This window comes from Cupriavidus sp. 05N40 (assembly GCF_056397305.1).
Genome location: NZ_JBFTND010000079.1, coordinates 16082 through 34340 on the forward strand (window position 1 = coordinate 16082; position 18259 = coordinate 34340).

Sequence of the window (18259 nt, forward strand, 5' to 3'; positions counted from 1 at the left end):
TCTCCTGTGGGCGTCTTCACTGATTGTCTGCGTGGCCCTTCGTTGCAGCCGTGCCGCGCGCCCCGGGGGCAGGCATGCGGCACGGCCCCGAGGCCATCGGTGCTGCGTTCTTTCCCGCGGTGCGGGGCTACTTGCCCTCTACGACCTGCTTGGCGAAGCTGGCGCGTTCCATTTCCACCACGTCCACGCTGACCTGCACGCCTTCGCCGGACTGGTCGCGGCGAACCTGTTCAGCGATCACCTCGCAGATCGCCTTGGCGAGCGCCTGCCGCACCGCCAGCTCGCGGCCGTCGAGGATGCGCAGCGTCGCGTGCACGAAGGCGCGCTCGCGCGCCTCGGTGCCCTGGCGGAACGAAGTCAGCACGATGCAGCGCGACTTGATGTCCGCCTCGCCGAACTGGCCGGAATCCAGCAGGGCGGCGTTGGCCTGGTCCATCAGCTCTTCCTGGGAGCAGGCCAGCCGGGTGTTTTCGGTGATTTCGATGGTGAGATGCGGCATGGGGCTCCGGATGATGGTTGGCTGGATGGGAGCGCGCTGCGCTCAATGCGCCGCGAGGCGCGACAGCGCGCCGGGCGATTCGCCGCGCGCGGCCTGCACGCGGGCCGCGGCGTCGTCGAGTTGCGCCAGCGTGCCGCTGTCGATGGGAATGAATTCGGCGCGGGCGCGGCGCCAGGCGCGCTCGGGCTCGCCGGGCAGCAAGATGGCGTCGGTGCCGGGCTGCAGCGGCGAGGAGCGGATCCAGTCGACGAAAGCCTGCACCTCATGACCGAAGGTGGTGCTGCTGCCCAGCCGCGCGGGATCGAACACGATGGCCAGCATATTGTTCCAGACCGCATGCTCGTGGGTCAGCGTCTCGGGGCGGATGGTATGCCCGCCGGTGACCGCGGCGCCGAGCAGCTCGCACATCACCGCCAGCACATAGCCCTTGTGTTCGCCGAAGGAGCGCAGCGCGCCCTGCGCTTCGCCAGCGGGCGGGAACATCACGGCAGGATCGTCGGTGGGATGGCCTGCGGCATCCAGCAGGCTGCCCGGTGGCACCTGCACGCCCTTGTTGTTGGCCACGCGCACCTTGCCCAGCGCGATCGCGCTGGTGGCGAAGTCCATCACCAGCGGCTCGGCCCCCGCCACGGGCACGCCGACGGTGAAGGGGTTGGTGCCGTAGCGCGCCTCGTAGCCGCCATGCGGCGCCACGATGGGCTTGGACAACACGTTGACGAAGTGGATCGAGATCATGCCCGCGGCGGCAGCCTGCTCGGCCCAGTGGCCGACCCGGCCAAGGTGGTGCGAGCGGCGCAGCCCCAGCACGCACACGCCGTGCTCGCGCGCGCGGTCGATGGCCAGGGCCATCGCTTCCTCGGTCACCGCCTGGCCCATGCCGCGGTTGCCGTCCAGGCTGAGGATGCCGCCGGCCTCGTGCACCACGCTCACGTGCTGGTTGAGCTGGAGCTGCTCGCCCAGCCACGACAGTACGTACTTGGGGATCATGCCCACGCCGTGCGAATCGTGCCCGGACAGGTTGGCGCCGACCAGATGGTCGGCGGTCAGGCGGGCTTCGCGCGCGTCGGAGCCGGCGGCAAGCCAGAGGTCGGTCACCCACTGGTGCAGGGCGGCGGTCGGGATACGGTGTTCACTCATGGGATCAATGGGATCAGGTAGCGTGAATAAGCGTGCGGGGGGAGGCCGGCGCAGGCAACGGCAGGGCAGGGGTCAGGCAAGTGCGGCCACCATCATAAGCCGCCGGGCCCCGCTTGGGTACCCGGCATTCGGAGCGAGTCATGCACAAACCAGTCCACTGCATCATTCTGGCCGGATGTCGGCGCTCTTGATCAGCTTTGCCCATTTCGCCACTTCGCTCTTCTGGAATGCGCCCAGTTCCGCCGGGCCCGCGCCGGACGGCTCGATGCCCAGCGTGGCGAAGCGCGCGCGCATCTCCGGTTCCTGGATGATCTTGCCGATGTCGGCGCCGAGCCGGTTGACGATGGGCTGCGGCGTGCCGGCCGGGGCGAACACCGCCTGCCAGGACACGATCTCGTAGCCGGCCAGCCTGGGCCCGCCCGCCTCGGCGATGGTCGGTACGTCGGGCAGTTCGCGCGAGCGCTTGCCCGCCGTGGTGGCCAGCGCACGGAACTTGCCAGCCTGGATCATCGGCATGGCGGCCACGCTGTTCTCGAACAGTACGTCGACCTGGCTGCCCAGCAGGGCCTGCACCGCCGGTCCGCTGCCTTTGTATGGCACATGGAGCAGCTTCACGCCCGCCATGGTGGAGAACAGCTCGCCGGCGAGGTGCTGGGAGGTACCGTTGCCTGCCGAACCGAACGAAACGGTGCCCGGCTTGGCCCTGGCCGCGGCGATCACGTCCTGCACGCTCTTCCAGGGACTGCTGGTGTTGACCACCAGCAGGTTGGGCAGCGTGCCGATCAGCGCCACCGGCTTGAAGTCCTTGATCGGGTCATAGGGCATCTTGGGATACAGGCTCACATTGATCGAGTGCGAGCTGATGGTGCCGCCGACCAGCGTATAGCCGTCCGGCGCGGCCTTGGCGACATAGTCCGAGCCGATATTGCCGCCAGCGCCGGCGCGGTTCTCCACCACCACCGGCTGGCCGATCATCTGCGACAGGCGCTGGCCGATCAGGCGGCCCAGCACATCGGTGGTGCCGCCCGCGGCGAAGGGCACCACGTAGTTGACGGGCTTGGTGGGCCAGGCATCCTGCGCATGGGCCGGGCCGGCCATGGCCAGCATGCCGAGGGTGCCGAGCGCACCCAGCGCGCAGCGCCACAAGGTTTGCGCACGGTGCGGGCCGGCCGGGGTTGCCGCGTGGGAACGGGCCGGCCGGAGGGGCCGAAGGTACATGGGCATATCCTGGTCTCCTGACTTCGTTGTCTGGCATCCTCCTTTCCGCTGCCGGCCGCGCACCGCTATGATCAGGCAGGCGGCGCATGGGGCAGGGCGGGATCGCCTTGGCCACAATCTACACGCGCGCGGGATCGTCCAGCCTTGCGTTTTACGCATAGCAGAAATGCGCCTTATGCCAGGCGCGCAAGGCGGGGCGGCCATAACAATCGCTACATTGCCCGCCGCGCTGCTGCCCACTGCTTGCCGCGCCGCAACACCGGCCCCCCGTGCCGCCAGGCCCCGAACCGACTGCAGTGCACCAATTCAAGATCGACATGACCAATACTCCTGCTGCTGCCACCGCGTCCCCTAACCCCGCGCCTGCCCGTACCGGCGGCCGCGTCCTGGTGGATGCCCTGCGCATCCATGGTGCCGAGCGCATCTTCTGCGTGCCGGGCGAGAGCTTCCTCGACGTGCTCGACGCCCTGCATGACCAGCCGGCCATCGACCTGATCGTCTGCAAGCACGAGGGCGCCGCCGCCAACATGGCCGAGGCCGACGGCAAGCTCACCGGCCGTCCGGGCATCTGCTTCGTCACGCGCGGCCCGGGCGCCACCCATGCCAGCATCGGCGTGCATATCGCCGCCCAGGACTCCACGCCCATGCTGCTGTTCGTCGGCCAGATCGCGCGCGGCCACAAGGGGCGCGAGGCATTCCAGGAAGTGGACTACGGCGCCATGTTCGGCTCCATCGCCAAGTGGGTGGTGGAGATCGAGGATCCCGCGCGCATCCCGGAACTGGTGGCGCGCGCGTTTCGCTGCGCCACATCGGGCCGCCCCGGGCCGGTGGTGATCTCGCTGCCCGAGGACGTGCTGGACGGCCTGTGCGAGGTTGCCGACACCGCGCCCTACCAGCCGGCCGTAGCCGCGCCGCGCGCGGCCGATGCCGATGCCCTCGGCGCGCTGCTGGCAGGCGCGCAGCGCCCGCTCGTGATCGCCGGCGGCGCCAACTGGACCGCCCAGGCAGCGGCGGACTTCGCCGCCTTCGTGCAGCGCTGGGACCTGCCGGTGGCATGCGCGTTCCGCCGCCAGGACGTGTTCGACAACCGCGATCCGCACTATGTGGGTCACCTGAGCCTGGGGGTGAATCCCGCGCTGGCCGAGCGCGTGCGCACCGCCGACGTCATCCTCGCCTTCGGCACGCGCCTGGGCGATATCGCCACCGACGGCTACACCCTGCTGGATGTGCCCACGCCGCGTCAGCGCCTGATCCATGTGCATGCCGACAGCGCCGAGCTTGGCCGCGTCTACCAGCCCGAACTGGCCATCCAGGCCGGCATCGGGCCCGGCGCCGCCATGCTGGCCGCGCTGCCGGCACCCGCGAGCGTGGCCTGGGGCGACTGGACCGGCGCCGCGCGCGCCGCGCACATAGCCTTCGTCATGCCGGGCAAGCCGCACCCGGAACTCAGTGGCGTGGACATGACCGCCGTGGTCGATCATCTCAACCAGACCCTGCCGGCCGATGCCGTGCTCAGCAACGGCGCGGGCAACTACACGGTCTGGCTGCACCGCTACTATGCCTACCGCCAGCCGCGCACGGAGCTCGCGCCGACTTGCGGCGCCATGGGCTACGGCCTGCCCGCGGCCATCGCCGCCAAGCTGCGCGACCCGCAGCGCACGGTGGTGTGCTTTGCCGGCGACGGCTGCTTCCTGATGTACCCACAGGAGATCGCCACGGCCGCCGCCTACGGCGCCAACCTGATCGTGGTGCTGGTCAACAACGGCATGTACGGCACCATCCGCATGCACCAGGAAAAACGCTATCCGGGCCGCGTCAGCGGCACCGATATTCCCAGCCCGGATTTCGTGGCGATGGCGCAGTCCTGCGGCGCCTGGGCCGAGCGCGTGACGCGCACGGAAGACTTCGCCGCGGCATTCGAGCGGGCCCGGGCGGCAGGCAAGCCGGCGGTGCTCGAGCTGACGACCGACCCGCGCCAGATCACGCCGGCCATGCGCATCGCGGGTTGAGGACGGCGGCGCTGCCTGGCCGCGAGAGCGCTCCCGGCCAGCGGTCCCCGGACCTGCAAAAGACATAAGACCGAAGACCGAAGACCGAAGATACAAGACGCATCACATAAGACGCATCACATAAGACAGACGACGAGAAACAGGAGACACAGCATGACCGAAGCCACGCTGGACGGCCTGCGCAGCCGGTTCTCCGGCCGCCTGCTGACCGCGCCCGACGACACCGCGCCCTTCCTGACCGACTGGCGCCGCAACTTCACCGGCCGCGCGCTGGCCGTGGCGCAACCGGATACGACGGCAGACGTGGCGGCCATCGTGCGGTGGTGCGCGGCGCTTGGCGTGCCGCTGGTGCCGCAGGGCGGCAATACCGGCATGGTGGGGGGCGCGGTACCCGATGGCGACGGTCGTGCCCTGGTGCTGTCCACCGCCCGGCTGAACCGCATCCGCGACATCGATCCGCTCAACAACACGCTGACCGCCGAGGCCGGCTGCATCCTGGCCAATGTCCAGCAGGCAGCGCAGGAGGCGGACCGCCTGTATCCGCTGTCGCTCGGCGCCGAAGGCAGTTGCACCATCGGCGGCAACCTCGCCAGCAATGCCGGCGGCGTGCAGGTGCTGCGTTACGGCAACACGCGCGAGCTGTGCCTGGGCCTGGAAGTGGTGACGCCCGACGGCGAGATCTGGGACGGCCTGCGCGGCCTGCGCAAGGACAACACCGGCTACGACCTGAAGCAGCTCTTCATCGGCGCGGAAGGCACGCTCGGCGTGATCACCGCCGCCACCCTGAAGCTCTATCCGCGTCCGGCCGCGCGCATGACCGCGCTGGCCGCCGTGAGCGACCCGCACGCGGCGCTGCGCCTGCTTGAACTGGCCCAGCGCCGCCTGGCCGCCACGCTGACCGCCTTCGAACTGATGAGCGGCGCCTGCATGGCGCTGGTGGCGCAGTATTTTCCCGACTGCCGCGCACCGTTCGACCAGGACCATCCGTGGTACGTGCTGCTTGAAAGCAGCGATCCGCACAGCGAGGGGCACGCCACGCAGGCCTTCGGCGAGCTGATGGAAGAAGCGTTCGAAGCCGGCATCGTGGCGGACGCCGCCATCGCCGCCTCGCTGGCGCAGTCCGACGGGCTCTGGCGCATCCGCCACCATTTGCCCGAGGCGCAGTCGATGGATGGGGGCGACAACATCAAGCACGATATCTCGGTGCCCATCTCGGCCATCGCGACGTTCATCGAGCGTACCAGCGCCGAGATCGTGGCGGCCCATCCGGGCGCACGCGTACTGGCCTTCGGCCACCTCGGCGACGGCAACCTGYATTACAACGTCAGTGCGCCGCGCGGCGTGCCGCAGGCGCCATTCGTGCAGGCCAGCGGCGCGGCCATCAGCGCGCTGGTGTATGAGGCTGTGGATCGCGTGCGCGGCTCGCTCTCGGCCGAGCACGGCATCGGCCAGCTCAAGGTCGACAAGAACGCGCACTACAAGTCCGCGGTCGAGATGGCCCTGATGCAGAAGATCAAGCACGCACTGGACCCGCACGGCCTGATGAACCCGGGCCGGCTGCTGCCGCCGCCCGACGCGCAGTACTGAGCAACGAAGAAAGCCCGGCAAGCCCGAAAAAAACAAGATCACCAAGATCGACAGAATCAACTAGGTCAAGAGGAGACATAGATGCAAGATGCGAAGCTCAAGCGCGGCCGCCGCCCGATGCTGCTGGCCCTGGCCGCGCTGGCCGCCACCACCGTCTGCGGCGTGCTGCCCGCGCAGGCCGAGACCTGGCCGTCCAAGCCGATCCGCCTGATCGTGCCGTTCACCGCCGGCGGCAATACCGACATCGTGGCGCGCCTGGTCGCGCGCGACCTGCAAAAGGCGCTCGGACAGCCGGTGGTGGTGGAGAACCGTCCCGGCGCATCGGGCAATATCGGCGCCGACATGGTCGCCAAGTCCGCCCCGGACGGCTATACGCTGCTGATGGGCACGGTCGGTACCAACGCCATCAACGCCAGCTTCTACCGCAAGATGCCCTATGACACGGTCAAGGACTTCGCCGCGGTGGCGATGATCGCCTCGGTGCCGAATATCCTCGTGGTCAATCCCGGCGTGCCCGCCAACAACGTCAAGGAACTCACCCAGTACGTCAAGCAGGCCAACGGCAAGACCACCTTTGCCTCGTCCGGCACCGGCACTTCGATCCACCTGTCGGGCGAGCTGTACAAGGTCATGACCGGTGTCTCGATGGTGCACGTGCCCTACAAAGGCAGCGCCCCTGCGGTGACCGACCTGATGGGCGGCCAGGTGCAGCTGATGTTCGACAACGCGCCGACCTCGCTGCCCTTCGTCAAGGCCGGCAAGCTCAAGGCGCTGGCGGTCACCGGAGCGCACCGCATGAGCGCGCTGCCCAAGGTGCCCACCATGGAGGAAGCCGGGTTGCCGGGCTTTATCACCGGCTCATGGTTTGGCGTGTTCGCGCCGGCCCGCACGCCGCGCGAGATCGTGACCCGCCTGAGCGACATCATCATGGCCGCCTCGGCCCGGCCCGATTTCCGCGAAGCGCTGGTGACCGCCGGCGCCGATCCGGATCCGAAACCCGCGGCCGAGTTCCAGGCCTTCTCGCTGGCGGAGAAGGTCCGCTGGGAGAAAGTCGTCAAGGCCGCCGGCGTGTCGGTGGACGAATAAGCAGGACACCGGCGCGCGGCGCCGGGCGCAGAACTTCATCGAGGAACCCTTCAACATGAGCAATCCAGCCCCAGCCACTTCGCGACACGACGCCACCGCACTGCGGCTCATGGCGCAGGCCATGTTCGTGCGCGCCGGCATGCCGGAAGACCGCGCGGCCGATGTCGCCGCCATCCTGATCGAAGCCGACCTGATGGGKCACGACACCCACGGCCTGCAACTGCTGCCGACCTACCTGGCGGAGATAGAAAGCGGCAGCATGGCCGTCAACGAAGACTACGAGGTGATCTCCGAGCGCGCCGCCGTTGCCACCTGGGACGGCAAGCGCCTGCCCGGGCCCTGGCTGACCCTGCGCGCGATGGAGAGCGCGATGGCGCGCGCGCGCGACTACGGCACCGGGACCGTTACCATCCGCCGCTCGCACCATATCGCCTGCCTGGCCGCCTACCTCGAGCGCGCCACGCAGGCAGGCCTGGTCATGCTGCTGTTCTCGTCGGCGCCGGGCGCCGCCACGGTGGCGCCGTTCGGCGGCACCCGCCCGATATTCTCGCCGAGCCCGCTGGCGGTCGGTTTCCCGACGCCGCAAGGTCCGGTGCTGATCGATGTTTCCACCTCCATCACTACCAACGGCCTCACCGGGCGCCTGTACAAGGAAGGCAAGCGCCTGCCGCATCCCTGGCTGATCGACGAGCACGGCAATGCCAGCGACGACCCGGCGGTGCTGTTTCCCCCGCATGCCGGGTCGATCCTGCCGCTGGGCGGGCTCGATGCCGGGCACAAGGGCTTTGCCCTCTCGCTGATGGTGGAGTCGCTGACCGCCGGCCTGAGCGGCCATGGCCGCGACGACCCGGGCAAGCGCTGGGGCAATACGGTATTCCTGCAGATTCTGGACCCCGCCGCCTTTGCCGGCGAGGAAGCCTTCGCCACGCAAATGGGCTGGGTGGCGCGCGCCTGCACCGACAACCCGCCGCGGCCCGGCGTCGACCGCGTGCGCCTGCCGGGGCAGGGCGCGCTGGAGCGCAAGACGCGCCAGCTGCGCGATGGCGTGGCGCTCAATCCGGCGATCCTGCCGCAACTGGCACCGTGGCTGGAAAAGTACGGGATGGCGGCGCCCGAGGCACTGGCCTGACGCCGGTGTGCTGGCCCCGGGCCGGCGCCTTGCGGTAAGCTCGCGGAAACCAACCTTCGCGCGCCGCCGGTCACCGCCTATCCTATGCAAGCTTTCAGCCTGGATCTGTTCGTCAGACTTCTCTGCGGCCTGCTGTGCGGGGTGTTGATCGGGCTCGACCGCAACCTGCGTGGCAAGGCAGCGGGTGCGCGCACGCTCGGACTGGTCTCCCTTGGCGCGGCTACGGCGGTGTGCCTGGTGACGGTGGCGGGCCATCCTCCCGACGCCATGTCGCGCGTGCTGCAAGGCTTGCTCACGGGGATCGGCTTTCTGGGCGTGGGAGTGATCTCCCGCCACAGTAGTGACGACAAGCCCCAGGGCCTGACCACGGCGGCGGCGATCTGGCTGGCCGCCATCATCGGTGCCGCCTGCGGAGCGGGGTATTTCGCCATCGTGGCGATGGCGCTTGGCCTGGGCCTGGTGCTGCTGCTGGTGGGCGGGCGTTTCGAGCGCACGCTGCACAGGCGGCTGCTGCACGAAGAGGCCGGGTTGCCGCCTACCCCCAAGGTCCATCGCAACGGCGGCGCGCATGCCGACGCGGACGGGCAGAAACGCCAGGCCCCGCCCGGGCTGGACGAGAGCTGAACAGCGCCCGGCGCGGCATTGGCCTCAGCGCGCCTGCGCGCGCAGCGCGGCTTCGATGCCGCGGATGCTCTCTACCAGCAGCGGACGCACCGTTTCCAATAGCATGGCCGCCGGCACGATGGCGGTGGGGCCGCTGCACGACAAGGTCATCGGCGGCAGCGCGGGTCCCGGGCGGAAAGCCGCAGCAATCGAATTGATATCGGGCAGCCACTCGCCAAAGGACGTGGTGCAGCCCAGCCGCTGCACCTCGGTGCGGCTATGCGCGACGATGGCATCGGCGCGCTCGCTGTCGAGTCCGTCCTGCCTGCGGAAGGCGGACAGCGCCTGTTTCTGCTCGGCCGGGGGCAGCGCTTCGAGGTAGGCGCGTCCCGCCGCGGTGGTCAGGCCGGAGATGCGCGTGCCCACCGCGACCCGCAAGGTCAGGTAAGACTCGGACTGGCAGTTCTCGTAGATCAGCATCTGCGCGCGGTCGCGCACGATCAGCGAGGTCACGCCCTGGGACAGGTCGGCCAGTTCCCGCATATACGGCCGCACCACGTCGAGCACGTCCGCGCCTTGCTGCGCCGCGGGCGCCAGGGCCAGCGCGGAGCTGCCCAGCTGGTACTTGGCCTGCTCGGGGTCCAGGCGCAGGTAGCCCAGTTCGGTCAGCGTATGGGTCAGCCGCGATACCGTGGACTTGGGCAAGCCGCAGCGCTGGGCCAGCTCGGCATTGCCAAGTCGCGTCTCGTAGCTGCGGAAACAGGCCAGCACATCGAGGCCACGCGCCAGCGCGGTGACGAAATGCCGGTCTTCCTTTTGCTGGGCGGCATCTTCTGGCAGCGGCGCTTGCATGCGGTATGCCTCGGTTGTCTGTGACGGCGCGTGATCAGCCGGCGCCGGCGAGCATCTCGCGCAGCTTTGCCTTGAGGATCTTGCCGGAGGGCGCGGCCGGCAGGTGGGCCACGATCCTGACCTCCGCCGGCATCTTGTACGGCGACAGGCGTTCGCGCAGGAAGGTACGCAGCGCGGCCTGGTCCAGCGCCATGCCGTCGCGCACCTCGACAAAGGCGATCACTTCCTCGTTGCCTTCCACCGTGCGCCCGACCACGGCCGATTGCAGCACCGCCGGGAACGCGTTGATCGATTGCTCGACTTCTTCCGGATAGACGTTGAAGCCCGAGTGGATGATGATTTCCTTGGACCGCCCCACGATGGAAACGGCACCGTCGGCATCGATGCGCGCCAGGTCGCCGGTATGCAGCCAGCCGTCGGCGTCGATCACCTGCGCGGTGAGGTCGGGGCGGCGATAGTAGCCCTTCATCACGTTCGGGCCGCGCACCAGCAGCTCGCCGCTGCCGTCAGGCAGCGGATCGCCCAGGCGGATTTCCACTTCGGGCACCACGGGGCCCACCGAGCAGTCGCTGCGCGGGGCTTCCACGCGCGTCTGGCATACCGTGGGCGAGGTTTCGGTCATGCCGTAGCCGTTGTGCAGGACGATGCCGAAGCTGCTCTCGAACGCCGACTTGAGCGAAGCCGCCAGCGGCGCGCCGCCGGACTGCGCCATGCGCAGCGCGGGTGCCCGCAGCGGGGTGTCCTGCGCACGGCTCCACTCGATCAGCTTGGCGTACATGGCCGGCACGCCGTGCAGCACGGTGAGTTGCAGGTCGGCGAGCGCATGGGCGAGCTTCTCCGGGCGGAAGCGCGGCTCGTAGAAGACCGTGGCGCCGTTGGACAGCGGCCCGACCAGCAGCACCGACAAGCCGTACACGTGCGAGATCGGCAGCACGCCGTAGATGCGGTCGCCCGGCTGCACGCGCGCCTGCAGGCGGTTGGAGCGGCCAATGAACATCAGGTTGGCATGGGTGAGCATGACGGCCTTGGAGGCCCCGGTGGTGCCGGTGGTGTAGATCAGCGCGGCGACCTGGTCGCGCGCCGCCGCCTCGACCGGCTCGGCCACGGCATTCTGGTTCACGGCGCCGGCCAGCAGAGCGCCCGCGTGCGGCCATTGCAGCGGCTGCGCGCCACGCGCCAGGCCGTGCTCGCGCGCTTCGGGGTGGGCGCTGTCGAGGTATAGCGCGACGCGCGCGCCGGCATGCTCGATGATGTTGTCGATCTCGCGCGGCGAGAGGCGGGCGTTGACCGGCACCGCCCACGCATCGAGCGAGCTGAGCGCGAGAATCAGCACCGCGCAGCCCACGCTGTTTTCCGTCACAAGCACCACGCGGTCGCCGCCGCGCACGCCCAGGTCCGCCAGGGAACGCGCGGTTTCGGCGATAGCCCCGTCCAGTTCGCCGTAGCGCAGGGACCGCTCGGCATCCATCAGCGCGACACGCTCGGGGTGGCTGCGGACCCACGGGGCGATGGTCTGGTGCAGGCGGGTGAACGAGGCGGTGGCTTGGGAAGCGTCGGCGCGCGGGGAAACTGCCGGCGCGGGCGCGCCAGACGTGGGGGTGCTGCTCATTGCGGTCTCCGGTAAGGCTTCCGGCGTGGCCGCCGGATTTGTTCGATGGCGGCATACTCCCACCGATCGCCTCGCCCGTCAACTGCACTGTGGAATGACTGTTCTGCAGTGCAGAACAGTCATGATCAGGACAACGATCGGCCGCCGGCCCTCAGAAGCGGAAGCGCGCCACGCCTGCCGACAGCGCCGCGGCCTGCGCATCCAGGCTTGCGGCCTGCTCTGCCACCGCCTCCACCAGGCCGGCGTTCTGCCGGCTGGTCTGGTCCAGTTGCGCCACCGCTTCGCCCACGCCGCGGATGCCGCGGGCCTGCTCGTCGGCCACCCCGCACAGCCGCTCGGCCAGCGCATGGCTCTGGCCTACCGCCTGCTCGATACCGCCCATCGCGCTGACGACCTGCTGGCTTAGCCGCGCGCCGCGCCCGATCTCCGCGGTGGTCTGGGCGATGGTGTCGCGGATCTCGCGTGCCGATGTGGCGCTGCGCTGGGCCAGTCCGCGCACTTCCTGCGCCACCACCGCGAAGCCGCGTCCGGCGGCGCCCGCGCGGGCCGCTTCGACAGCGGCATTGAGCGCGAGGATATTGGTCTGGAAGGCAATGCTCTCGATCACCGACACCATTTCCGCCACGCTGCGCGAATGCCCGTGCACGGCATCCATGGCCCCGCTCATGTCGTTGACCACGGCCATGCCTGCCTCGGTCGCCTGACGTGCAAGGCGCGCCATTTCGCTGGACTCGGTGGCTTGTTCGCGGGCTTGTCCCACCAGGGTGGTCAGGCGGGCGACGCTGTCGGCGGCGGCGGCCAGCGCGCTGGCCTGCATGGCGGTACGGCGCGACAAGTCCTGGTTGCCGCCGGCAATGCCTTCGCTGGTGGCGGCGATCTCCCGCGCGTGATGCTGGATATCCTCCAGCACGCCGGCCAGCTGGTCGCGCATGCGGGCCAGCAGGCTCATCAGGCTGCGCTCGTCGCCACGGCGCAGCGGCACGGCCTGCTGAAGGTCGCCGGAGGCGATGCGGCTGGCGACCCTGGCGGCATCCGCAGGCTCGCCGCCGAGCTCGGACAGCAGCAGGCGCGCGGCGAACCAGGCCAGCGCGGCGGCGGCGCCCAGGCTGGCCAGCAGCATCGCCGCCATCACGGTCTGCGCGCGCAGCTGGCTGGCGGCCACCGCCGCCACGGTAGCCGCGGCCTGGCTTTCCTGCAGCTTGCGCGCGGCCTCGACCACGGTGCCCAGCTTCTGCAGCTGCTCGCCGAGGAAATGGCCGTCCACCGACACAGCGCTGTCGAACTGCAGCGCGTCGAGCGGCTGCTTGCGCAGCAACGCCACATAGTCGCCCAGCAGCCTGGCGGCGGCGTCGCGTTCCTGTTGCAGCGCCGGCGCCTGCCGTGGCGCGGCGGCGCGGACCACCGTCAAGGCCTGGTCAAGCCCGGAGAGGGCGTGTTCGATATCCCTGGCGGCGTCGTCCCGCTCGCTGCCGCTGGTGGCCAGGGTCAGGGCGAGCTGGGCGCGATCCAGCCGCGCCAGTGCCGCCTGGGCGCGTTCGGCGGAAATGGCGCCCTGCATGTCGCGCTGGTAGAGGGTGTCGGTCATCTGCTTGACCGAGCCGAGGCTGAAGATACCTGTCAGCCCGACCGCTGCGCCGAACACGTAGACCAGGGCGAAGGCCGCGCACATGCGCGCGGCGAGCGGCAGCCGGCCAAGGCAGGCGGGCAAGCGCAGGCCCGCGCGGCGCGGGGCCTTCAGTTGGATGGTTTGCGACACTGTGAGGCTCCGATGGACCTGGCGGTCCGCATGCTGACCCTGGGGCACCGCCTTCCAGCCCGGCCAGGCCGGGGCCGCTGGCGGCGGATTCGTTGTGTGCGCATGCTCGGATACCAATGTGACGGAACCATGACATCCCGACACAGCCACAGGGTAATCCCCATTGTCACAATGGTGACATATCGTTGACATGAAATAGGGCCCGCGTCACTTGCGGGGGCCTCGCCGCGCACCGGCCTGTGCGCTTTCCCCCCATTGCGCACCTCAGGCGCCGCGCCGCCCACCCCAACAGGTCTGTCGATTCCGTTCATGCCCAACGCTTCCTCCCTGGCCGGCGTGCCCCTGCCGCGGCTGCGCCTGCCGCCGCTGCATGCTGTGTTCCAGCCCATCGTGACGTTCGGCAGCGGCGAGATACTTGGCTACGAGGCCTTGGTGCGGGGGCCGTCCGGTACGCCGCTGGCGATGCCCGACGCTTTGTTCCGGCTGGCCCGCAACGAAGCCGATACCGTCGAGCTTGAGCTGCAGGCCGCGCGTGCCGCGCTGTCCGGCTGCGCCGCGCTTGACCTGCAGGGCAAGCTGTTCCTCAACTTCAGCGCCACGGCGCTGCGCTACCTGCTGGCCGACGGCGGTCGCGCCATGGCCGCCCTGGTGGCCGGCAACATCGCCCCGGCGCGCGTCGTGATCGAGGTGACCGAGCACGCCCAGATCGAGCATGCCGAGCGCTTCGGCCGGTCCATGGCCGTGCTGCACGAAATGGGCATGCAATACGCGCTGGACGATTTCGGTACCGGCCACGCCAACCTGGATCGGCTGATCCACCTCGCGCCGCACTACATCAAGCTGGACAAGTCGCTGGTGCGGGACATCGGCACCTGCTCGCGCCGCCTCGAGGTGGTGCGCACCGTGCTGGCGCTGGTGGAGGCGCTGGGCGGCGCCGCGATCGCCGAAGGGATCGAGGACGCCGACGAACTGGCGGTGCTGCGCGACCTCGGCGTGCCCTTCGGGCAGGGCTACTATCTCGGTCGCCCGCAGGCGCAGCCGGTGCGCGAAGTCGCGCCGCAAGCGCGCCTGGCGCTGGTATCGAAGCAGATCGCGGTGTTCCCGCAGGCAGTGCGCTCGGCGCGGCCGGGCATGTCCGCAGGCAAGCTGATGCGGCCCGGCCCGGCGGTGCGTCCCGGCACGACCAACAACGAACTGCTGGCCTTGTTCCATGCGCACCCGGAGCTGCACGCGGCGGCCGTGGTCAGCGATGACGACAAGCCGCTCGCCATCGTCAACCGGCATTACTTCATCGACCGCTTTGCCGGGCCGTTCCACCGCGAGCTCTACGGCAGGAAGGATTGCCTGGCCCTGGCCAACCGCGCGCCGCTGTGCTTCGACAAGGGCGCCGGCATCGACGAGATGGCGCAGGCCCTGTCGGGCGAGGACCAGCGTGCGCTGGCCGACGGCTTCATCATCACCGAGCGGGGACGCTACGCCGGCCTGGGCACCGGCGCAGACCTGATCCGCGCGGTCACCGAGATCCGCATGGAGGCGGCGCGCTATGCCAACCCGCTGACCTTCCTGCCCGGCAACATGCCGCTGAACCGGCATATCGACCGGCTGGTCGAGGCCGGAGCGGAGTTCCACGCGTGCTATATCGACCTGAACCACTTCAAGCCCTACAACGACCAGTACGGCTACTGGAAGGGCGACGAAATGCTCAAGGGCGCCGCCGCCTTCCTGGCGCAGGCCTGCGACCCGGTGCGTGATTTCCTCGGCCATGTGGGCGGCGACGATTTCCTGGTGCTGTACCAGAGCCCGGACTGGGAAGCGCGCACGCGCACCGCGATCGCGCGCTTCGACCTGGCCGCGCGCGAGCTCTACTCCGACGCCGATCGCGAGGCCGGCGGCATCCATGGCGAGGACCGGCTGGGCCAGCGTGCGTTCTTTCCCACCGTGACCATGGCCGCCGGCGCGGTGCGCGTGGGGCCGCGGGGGCCATCCGGCCCGCAGGGCATGCCTGGCTTGTGGCGACTGGACAGCAGCCATATCGGCGCGGCCGCGGCCGCGGCCAAGCGCGCGGCCAAGAAAGCCAGCAGCGGCTTTGTGGTGATCGACTTGCGCGAGCTGGCGCGCGACGGGCGTCTCGGCGCCCCGGCGTCCGGGCAGGCGGCAGCCCCCTACCTGGCTAGCCGCGGTGGCGGGCGCGCCTGGTGACGCCGGCCGCCGTTTCCTCCAGCCGGTATCCCTGCCCATAGACGACCGTGATCACCACGCCATTGCCGGGGTGCAGCGCCAGCGTGCGGCGCAGGCGCGAGACCAGGTTTGCCAGCGCCCGCGACGTGGCCGGCAGCCCGTATCCCCAGATCGCGTGCTCGACCTGTGCGTGCGGTATCACGCGCCCCGCACCGGAGAACAGCAGGGCGGCGAGATCGAATTCCTTGGGTGTGAGCTGCAGCCGCCGGCCGCGGAACGTGACCTGGTGCGACAGGTAATCCAGCGTGTAGGGCCCGATCACGACGGCAGGGCCCGGGGCGGGCGCCGGGTCGCGGGCGGCGGTGCGGCGTCGCAGCGCGTGCAGCCGGGCCACCAGCTCGCGCGCCCGCAGCGGACGGATCATATAGTCGTCGGCGCCCGCCTGCAGGGTGTTGACCACCGAATCCTCGTCGCGCCGGTCGGACAGCACCATCACCGGCAGCTCGCCCCGCCACGCCGCGCGCACCGCGCGCACGGCCTGCACCGCGGGCATGTCGGCCAGTTCGTGGTCGATCAGCAAGACGTCGTAGCCGGAGTGGTCGATGCGCTGGAACAGATCCCGGCTGGCGTGATAGGTATGGCAATACATGCCGGCGCGGGACAGGGAATCCGAGAGGGCCTCGGCCTGGACCGAGCGGTCCGCTAGCAGTGCGATCTTCATTGGGATGGGTCCAACTGGCAACTGGCGTTCGGGCAAAGAGGGGGCTGGCGCGCATCCGCCGCCCGGCCAGACGGGCAGCCATGCACTGGGCCGGGACGGGCTCGGGCCTTCCCCGCAAGGCATGCGGGCAGCATAGTCCGGGGCGAGGCCGATAACGTTCAGAGCAATCCGCAAGCGCGAGCGGAGTATTCCCAAGGCAGGCGGCGACGCATCCGGGGCGGCGCCCGATCTCGCCGAGGCCCGCATGGGATTGCTGCGCCGCATTTACATGATTTGTCCGAATCTGCCGCTTTATGTTATCCACAGAATATGTGGATAAAAGGGGGCGGCCCTTGGCGCTGTGCCAATAGCGGCGGATTTGTATCGGACTGCCTAAATTTTGAGCAATCGGCGCGGCGGCCGGTGGCGGCGCAGACCAGCGTCGGCGCCCCGGCATGCGCAGCAGCAATCCGGAGCCATCACGGCGATGCCGTCCGGCCTGAAGCTGGCGAGCCGCTGGCATGGGGGCCGGCGATCATGCGCGGCTGCCCGTCTCGCGCAGCCGCACGATGCGGCGCCGCTTGCCCTGGATGAAGGCGCCGGGATGGCCGGCGGCGTGGCCGGGCAAGTCCACGACGATGACCTCGCCGCCGCTGCCGGGCAGCGCACGGCCATGCGTCAACGGCATCGGCGCCGCGGGCAATGCCTGTTGCGGCCAGGCTTCGACAAAGCCCAGCCGCTGCCGGAACGGGCTGCGGCCCGCTCAGAACGCCGAGATCGGCCGCCCCGTCAACGGATAGTTGGGATCGTTGTAGYCATGCGTGGAGGCATGCCCCGGCCGTACCAGGTCGTCGACCATCGCCTCTTCCGTGGCCGAGACCGCGACGCCCACTGCGCCGAAGTAGTCCTCGAACTGGGCCAGTGTGCGCGGCCCGGCAATCACCGAGCTGACAATGGGATTGGCCAGGACCCATGCCGTGGCGAACTGCCCGAGCTGGAGGCCGCGCCCGTCGGCATGCTGCTTGAGCTTCTGCGCGATGACGAGCGATTCCTCTCGGAACTCGGTCTCCATCATGCGGCGGTCGGCGCGGCCCGCGCGGGAATCCTGCGGCGGCTGCTGGCCGGGCTGGTATTTGCCGGTGAGCACGCCGCGCGCGATCGGGCTGTAGGGCACCACGCCCAGGCCGAAGTGCTGGCAGGCGGGCAGGATTTCCACTTCCGGCATGCGGTTGAGCAGGTTGTAGTAGGGCTGGCATGCCACCGGACGCGGCACGCCCAGTTGGTCGCACAGGCGCACCAGCTCGGCGATGCGCCAGCCGCGGAAGTTGGAGACGGCCCAGTAGCGGATCTTGCCCGCGCGCACCAGATCGCCCATCGCGCGCACCGGCTCTTCCAGGTTCTCGCYGGGGAAGTCGCGGTGCAGGTAGAGGATGTCGAGGTAGTCGGTAGCCAGGCGGCCCAGGCTTTCTTCGGCCTCGCGCAGGATCCACGTGCGCGAGTAGTGCGAGCGGTTGGGCGCGGCGTGCATCGGGTTGCCGAGCTTGCTGGCCAGTACCCAGTCATGGCGGTCGCCGGCCAGCAGCTTGCCGACCATGCGTTCGGAGCCGCCCTTGCTGTAGACATCCGCCGTATCGATGAAATTCACGCCGTGGGCGCGCGCGCTGTCGACGATGCGGCCGGCTTCGGCTTCATCCGTCTGGTCGGCGAACATCATGGTGCCCAGGCACAGGGCGGATACTTTCAGGTTGCTGGCGCCCAGGCGCCGGTACTCCATCTTGAACTCTGACATTGCGGTCTTCCTTGACGATACGGGGTGCGGCGAGGCGAAAAACGCTACAGCTTAACGCCTGCCGCGAAATCCTGCCGCGCCTATGCCAGAATGGCAGGCATTGTGAT

General features: G+C 69.6%; 15 protein-coding genes. 6 read left to right on the forward strand and 9 right to left on the reverse strand.

Annotated features, from left to right (window positions below; translation table 11 throughout):
* Nucleotides 1-127: 127 nt before the first annotated feature.
* The 3 genes from AC1DO7_RS19255 to AC1DO7_RS19265 all read right to left on the reverse strand — a co-directional run bounded on the left by AC1DO7_RS19255 (nucleotide 128) and on the right by AC1DO7_RS19265 (nucleotide 2743).
* Nucleotides 128-499, reverse strand: a complete 372-nt coding sequence (locus AC1DO7_RS19255; protein WP_441615237.1) for a 5-carboxymethyl-2-hydroxymuconate Delta-isomerase — start codon at nucleotides 497-499, stop codon at nucleotides 128-130.
* A 42-nt stretch (nucleotides 500-541) separates the two neighbouring features.
* The gene (locus AC1DO7_RS19260) at nucleotides 542-1636 is read right to left on the reverse strand and encodes a malate/lactate/ureidoglycolate dehydrogenase (RefSeq protein ID WP_441615239.1); all 1095 of its coding nucleotides are present in this window, start codon (nucleotides 1634-1636) and stop codon (nucleotides 542-544) included.
* 162 nt (nucleotides 1637-1798) lie between these two features.
* The gene (locus AC1DO7_RS19265) at nucleotides 1799-2743 is read right to left on the reverse strand and encodes a Bug family tripartite tricarboxylate transporter substrate binding protein (protein WP_441615426.1); all 945 of its coding nucleotides are present in this window, start codon (nucleotides 2741-2743) and stop codon (nucleotides 1799-1801) included.
* A gap of 428 nt (nucleotides 2744-3171) precedes the next feature.
* Between AC1DO7_RS19265 and AC1DO7_RS19270 the strand changes: the two genes are divergently transcribed.
* From AC1DO7_RS19270 to AC1DO7_RS19290, 5 genes are all read left to right on the forward strand, one after another.
* The gene (locus tag AC1DO7_RS19270) at nucleotides 3172-4863 is read left to right on the forward strand and encodes a thiamine pyrophosphate-binding protein (RefSeq protein WP_441615240.1); all 1692 of its coding nucleotides are present in this window, start codon (nucleotides 3172-3174) and stop codon (nucleotides 4861-4863) included.
* Between the two features lie 153 nt (nucleotides 4864-5016).
* Nucleotides 5017-6450, forward strand: coding sequence for an FAD-binding oxidoreductase (locus tag AC1DO7_RS19275; protein ID WP_477116450.1), 1434 nt, complete (start codon nucleotides 5017-5019; stop codon nucleotides 6448-6450).
* A gap of 81 nt (nucleotides 6451-6531) precedes the next feature.
* On the forward strand, nucleotides 6532-7536 hold the full coding sequence (locus AC1DO7_RS19280; RefSeq protein WP_441615243.1) for a Bug family tripartite tricarboxylate transporter substrate binding protein: 1005 nt from the start codon (nucleotides 6532-6534) through the stop codon (nucleotides 7534-7536).
* A gap of 55 nt (nucleotides 7537-7591) precedes the next feature.
* A complete protein-coding gene (locus tag AC1DO7_RS19285) occupies nucleotides 7592-8665 on the forward strand; it encodes an Ldh family oxidoreductase (RefSeq protein ID WP_441615245.1) in 1074 nt (357 codons plus the stop codon).
* An 84-nt stretch (nucleotides 8666-8749) separates the two neighbouring features.
* A complete protein-coding gene (locus AC1DO7_RS19290) occupies nucleotides 8750-9289 on the forward strand; it encodes an MgtC/SapB family protein (protein WP_441615247.1) in 540 nt (179 codons plus the stop codon).
* A 24-nt stretch (nucleotides 9290-9313) separates the two neighbouring features.
* Here AC1DO7_RS19290 and AC1DO7_RS19295 read toward each other — a convergent pair whose 3' ends face one another.
* From AC1DO7_RS19295 to AC1DO7_RS19305, 3 genes are all read right to left on the reverse strand, one after another.
* Complete coding sequence (locus AC1DO7_RS19295) at nucleotides 9314-10120, reverse strand: IclR family transcriptional regulator (RefSeq protein WP_441615249.1); 807 nt, start codon at nucleotides 10118-10120, stop codon at nucleotides 9314-9316.
* Between the two features lie 34 nt (nucleotides 10121-10154).
* Entirely contained in the window at nucleotides 10155-11729 is a 1575-nt protein-coding gene (locus AC1DO7_RS19300) for a class I adenylate-forming enzyme family protein (protein WP_441615251.1), read from the reverse strand.
* A gap of 151 nt (nucleotides 11730-11880) precedes the next feature.
* Entirely contained in the window at nucleotides 11881-13485 is a 1605-nt protein-coding gene (locus tag AC1DO7_RS19305) for a methyl-accepting chemotaxis protein (RefSeq protein WP_441615253.1), read from the reverse strand.
* A gap of 309 nt (nucleotides 13486-13794) precedes the next feature.
* Between AC1DO7_RS19305 and AC1DO7_RS19310 the strand changes: the two genes are divergently transcribed.
* Nucleotides 13795-15684, forward strand: a complete 1890-nt coding sequence (locus tag AC1DO7_RS19310; protein WP_441615254.1) for an EAL domain-containing protein — start codon at nucleotides 13795-13797, stop codon at nucleotides 15682-15684.
* Here AC1DO7_RS19310 and AC1DO7_RS19315 read toward each other — a convergent pair.
* The 3 genes from AC1DO7_RS19315 to AC1DO7_RS19325 all read right to left on the reverse strand — a co-directional run bounded on the left by AC1DO7_RS19315 (nucleotide 15656) and on the right by AC1DO7_RS19325 (nucleotide 18152).
* The gene (locus tag AC1DO7_RS19315) at nucleotides 15656-16384 is read right to left on the reverse strand and encodes a response regulator transcription factor (RefSeq protein WP_441615256.1); all 729 of its coding nucleotides are present in this window, start codon (nucleotides 16382-16384) and stop codon (nucleotides 15656-15658) included. The genes AC1DO7_RS19310 and AC1DO7_RS19315 overlap by 29 nt on opposite strands.
* Nucleotides 16385-16898: 514 nt before the next feature.
* A complete protein-coding gene (locus AC1DO7_RS19320) occupies nucleotides 16899-17051 on the reverse strand; it encodes a hypothetical protein (protein WP_441615258.1) in 153 nt (50 codons plus the stop codon).
* Nucleotides 17052-17126: 75 nt separating this feature from the next.
* The gene (locus tag AC1DO7_RS19325) at nucleotides 17127-18152 is read right to left on the reverse strand and encodes an aldo/keto reductase (RefSeq protein ID WP_477116451.1); all 1026 of its coding nucleotides are present in this window, start codon (nucleotides 18150-18152) and stop codon (nucleotides 17127-17129) included.
* Nucleotides 18153-18259 lie beyond the last annotated feature (107 nt).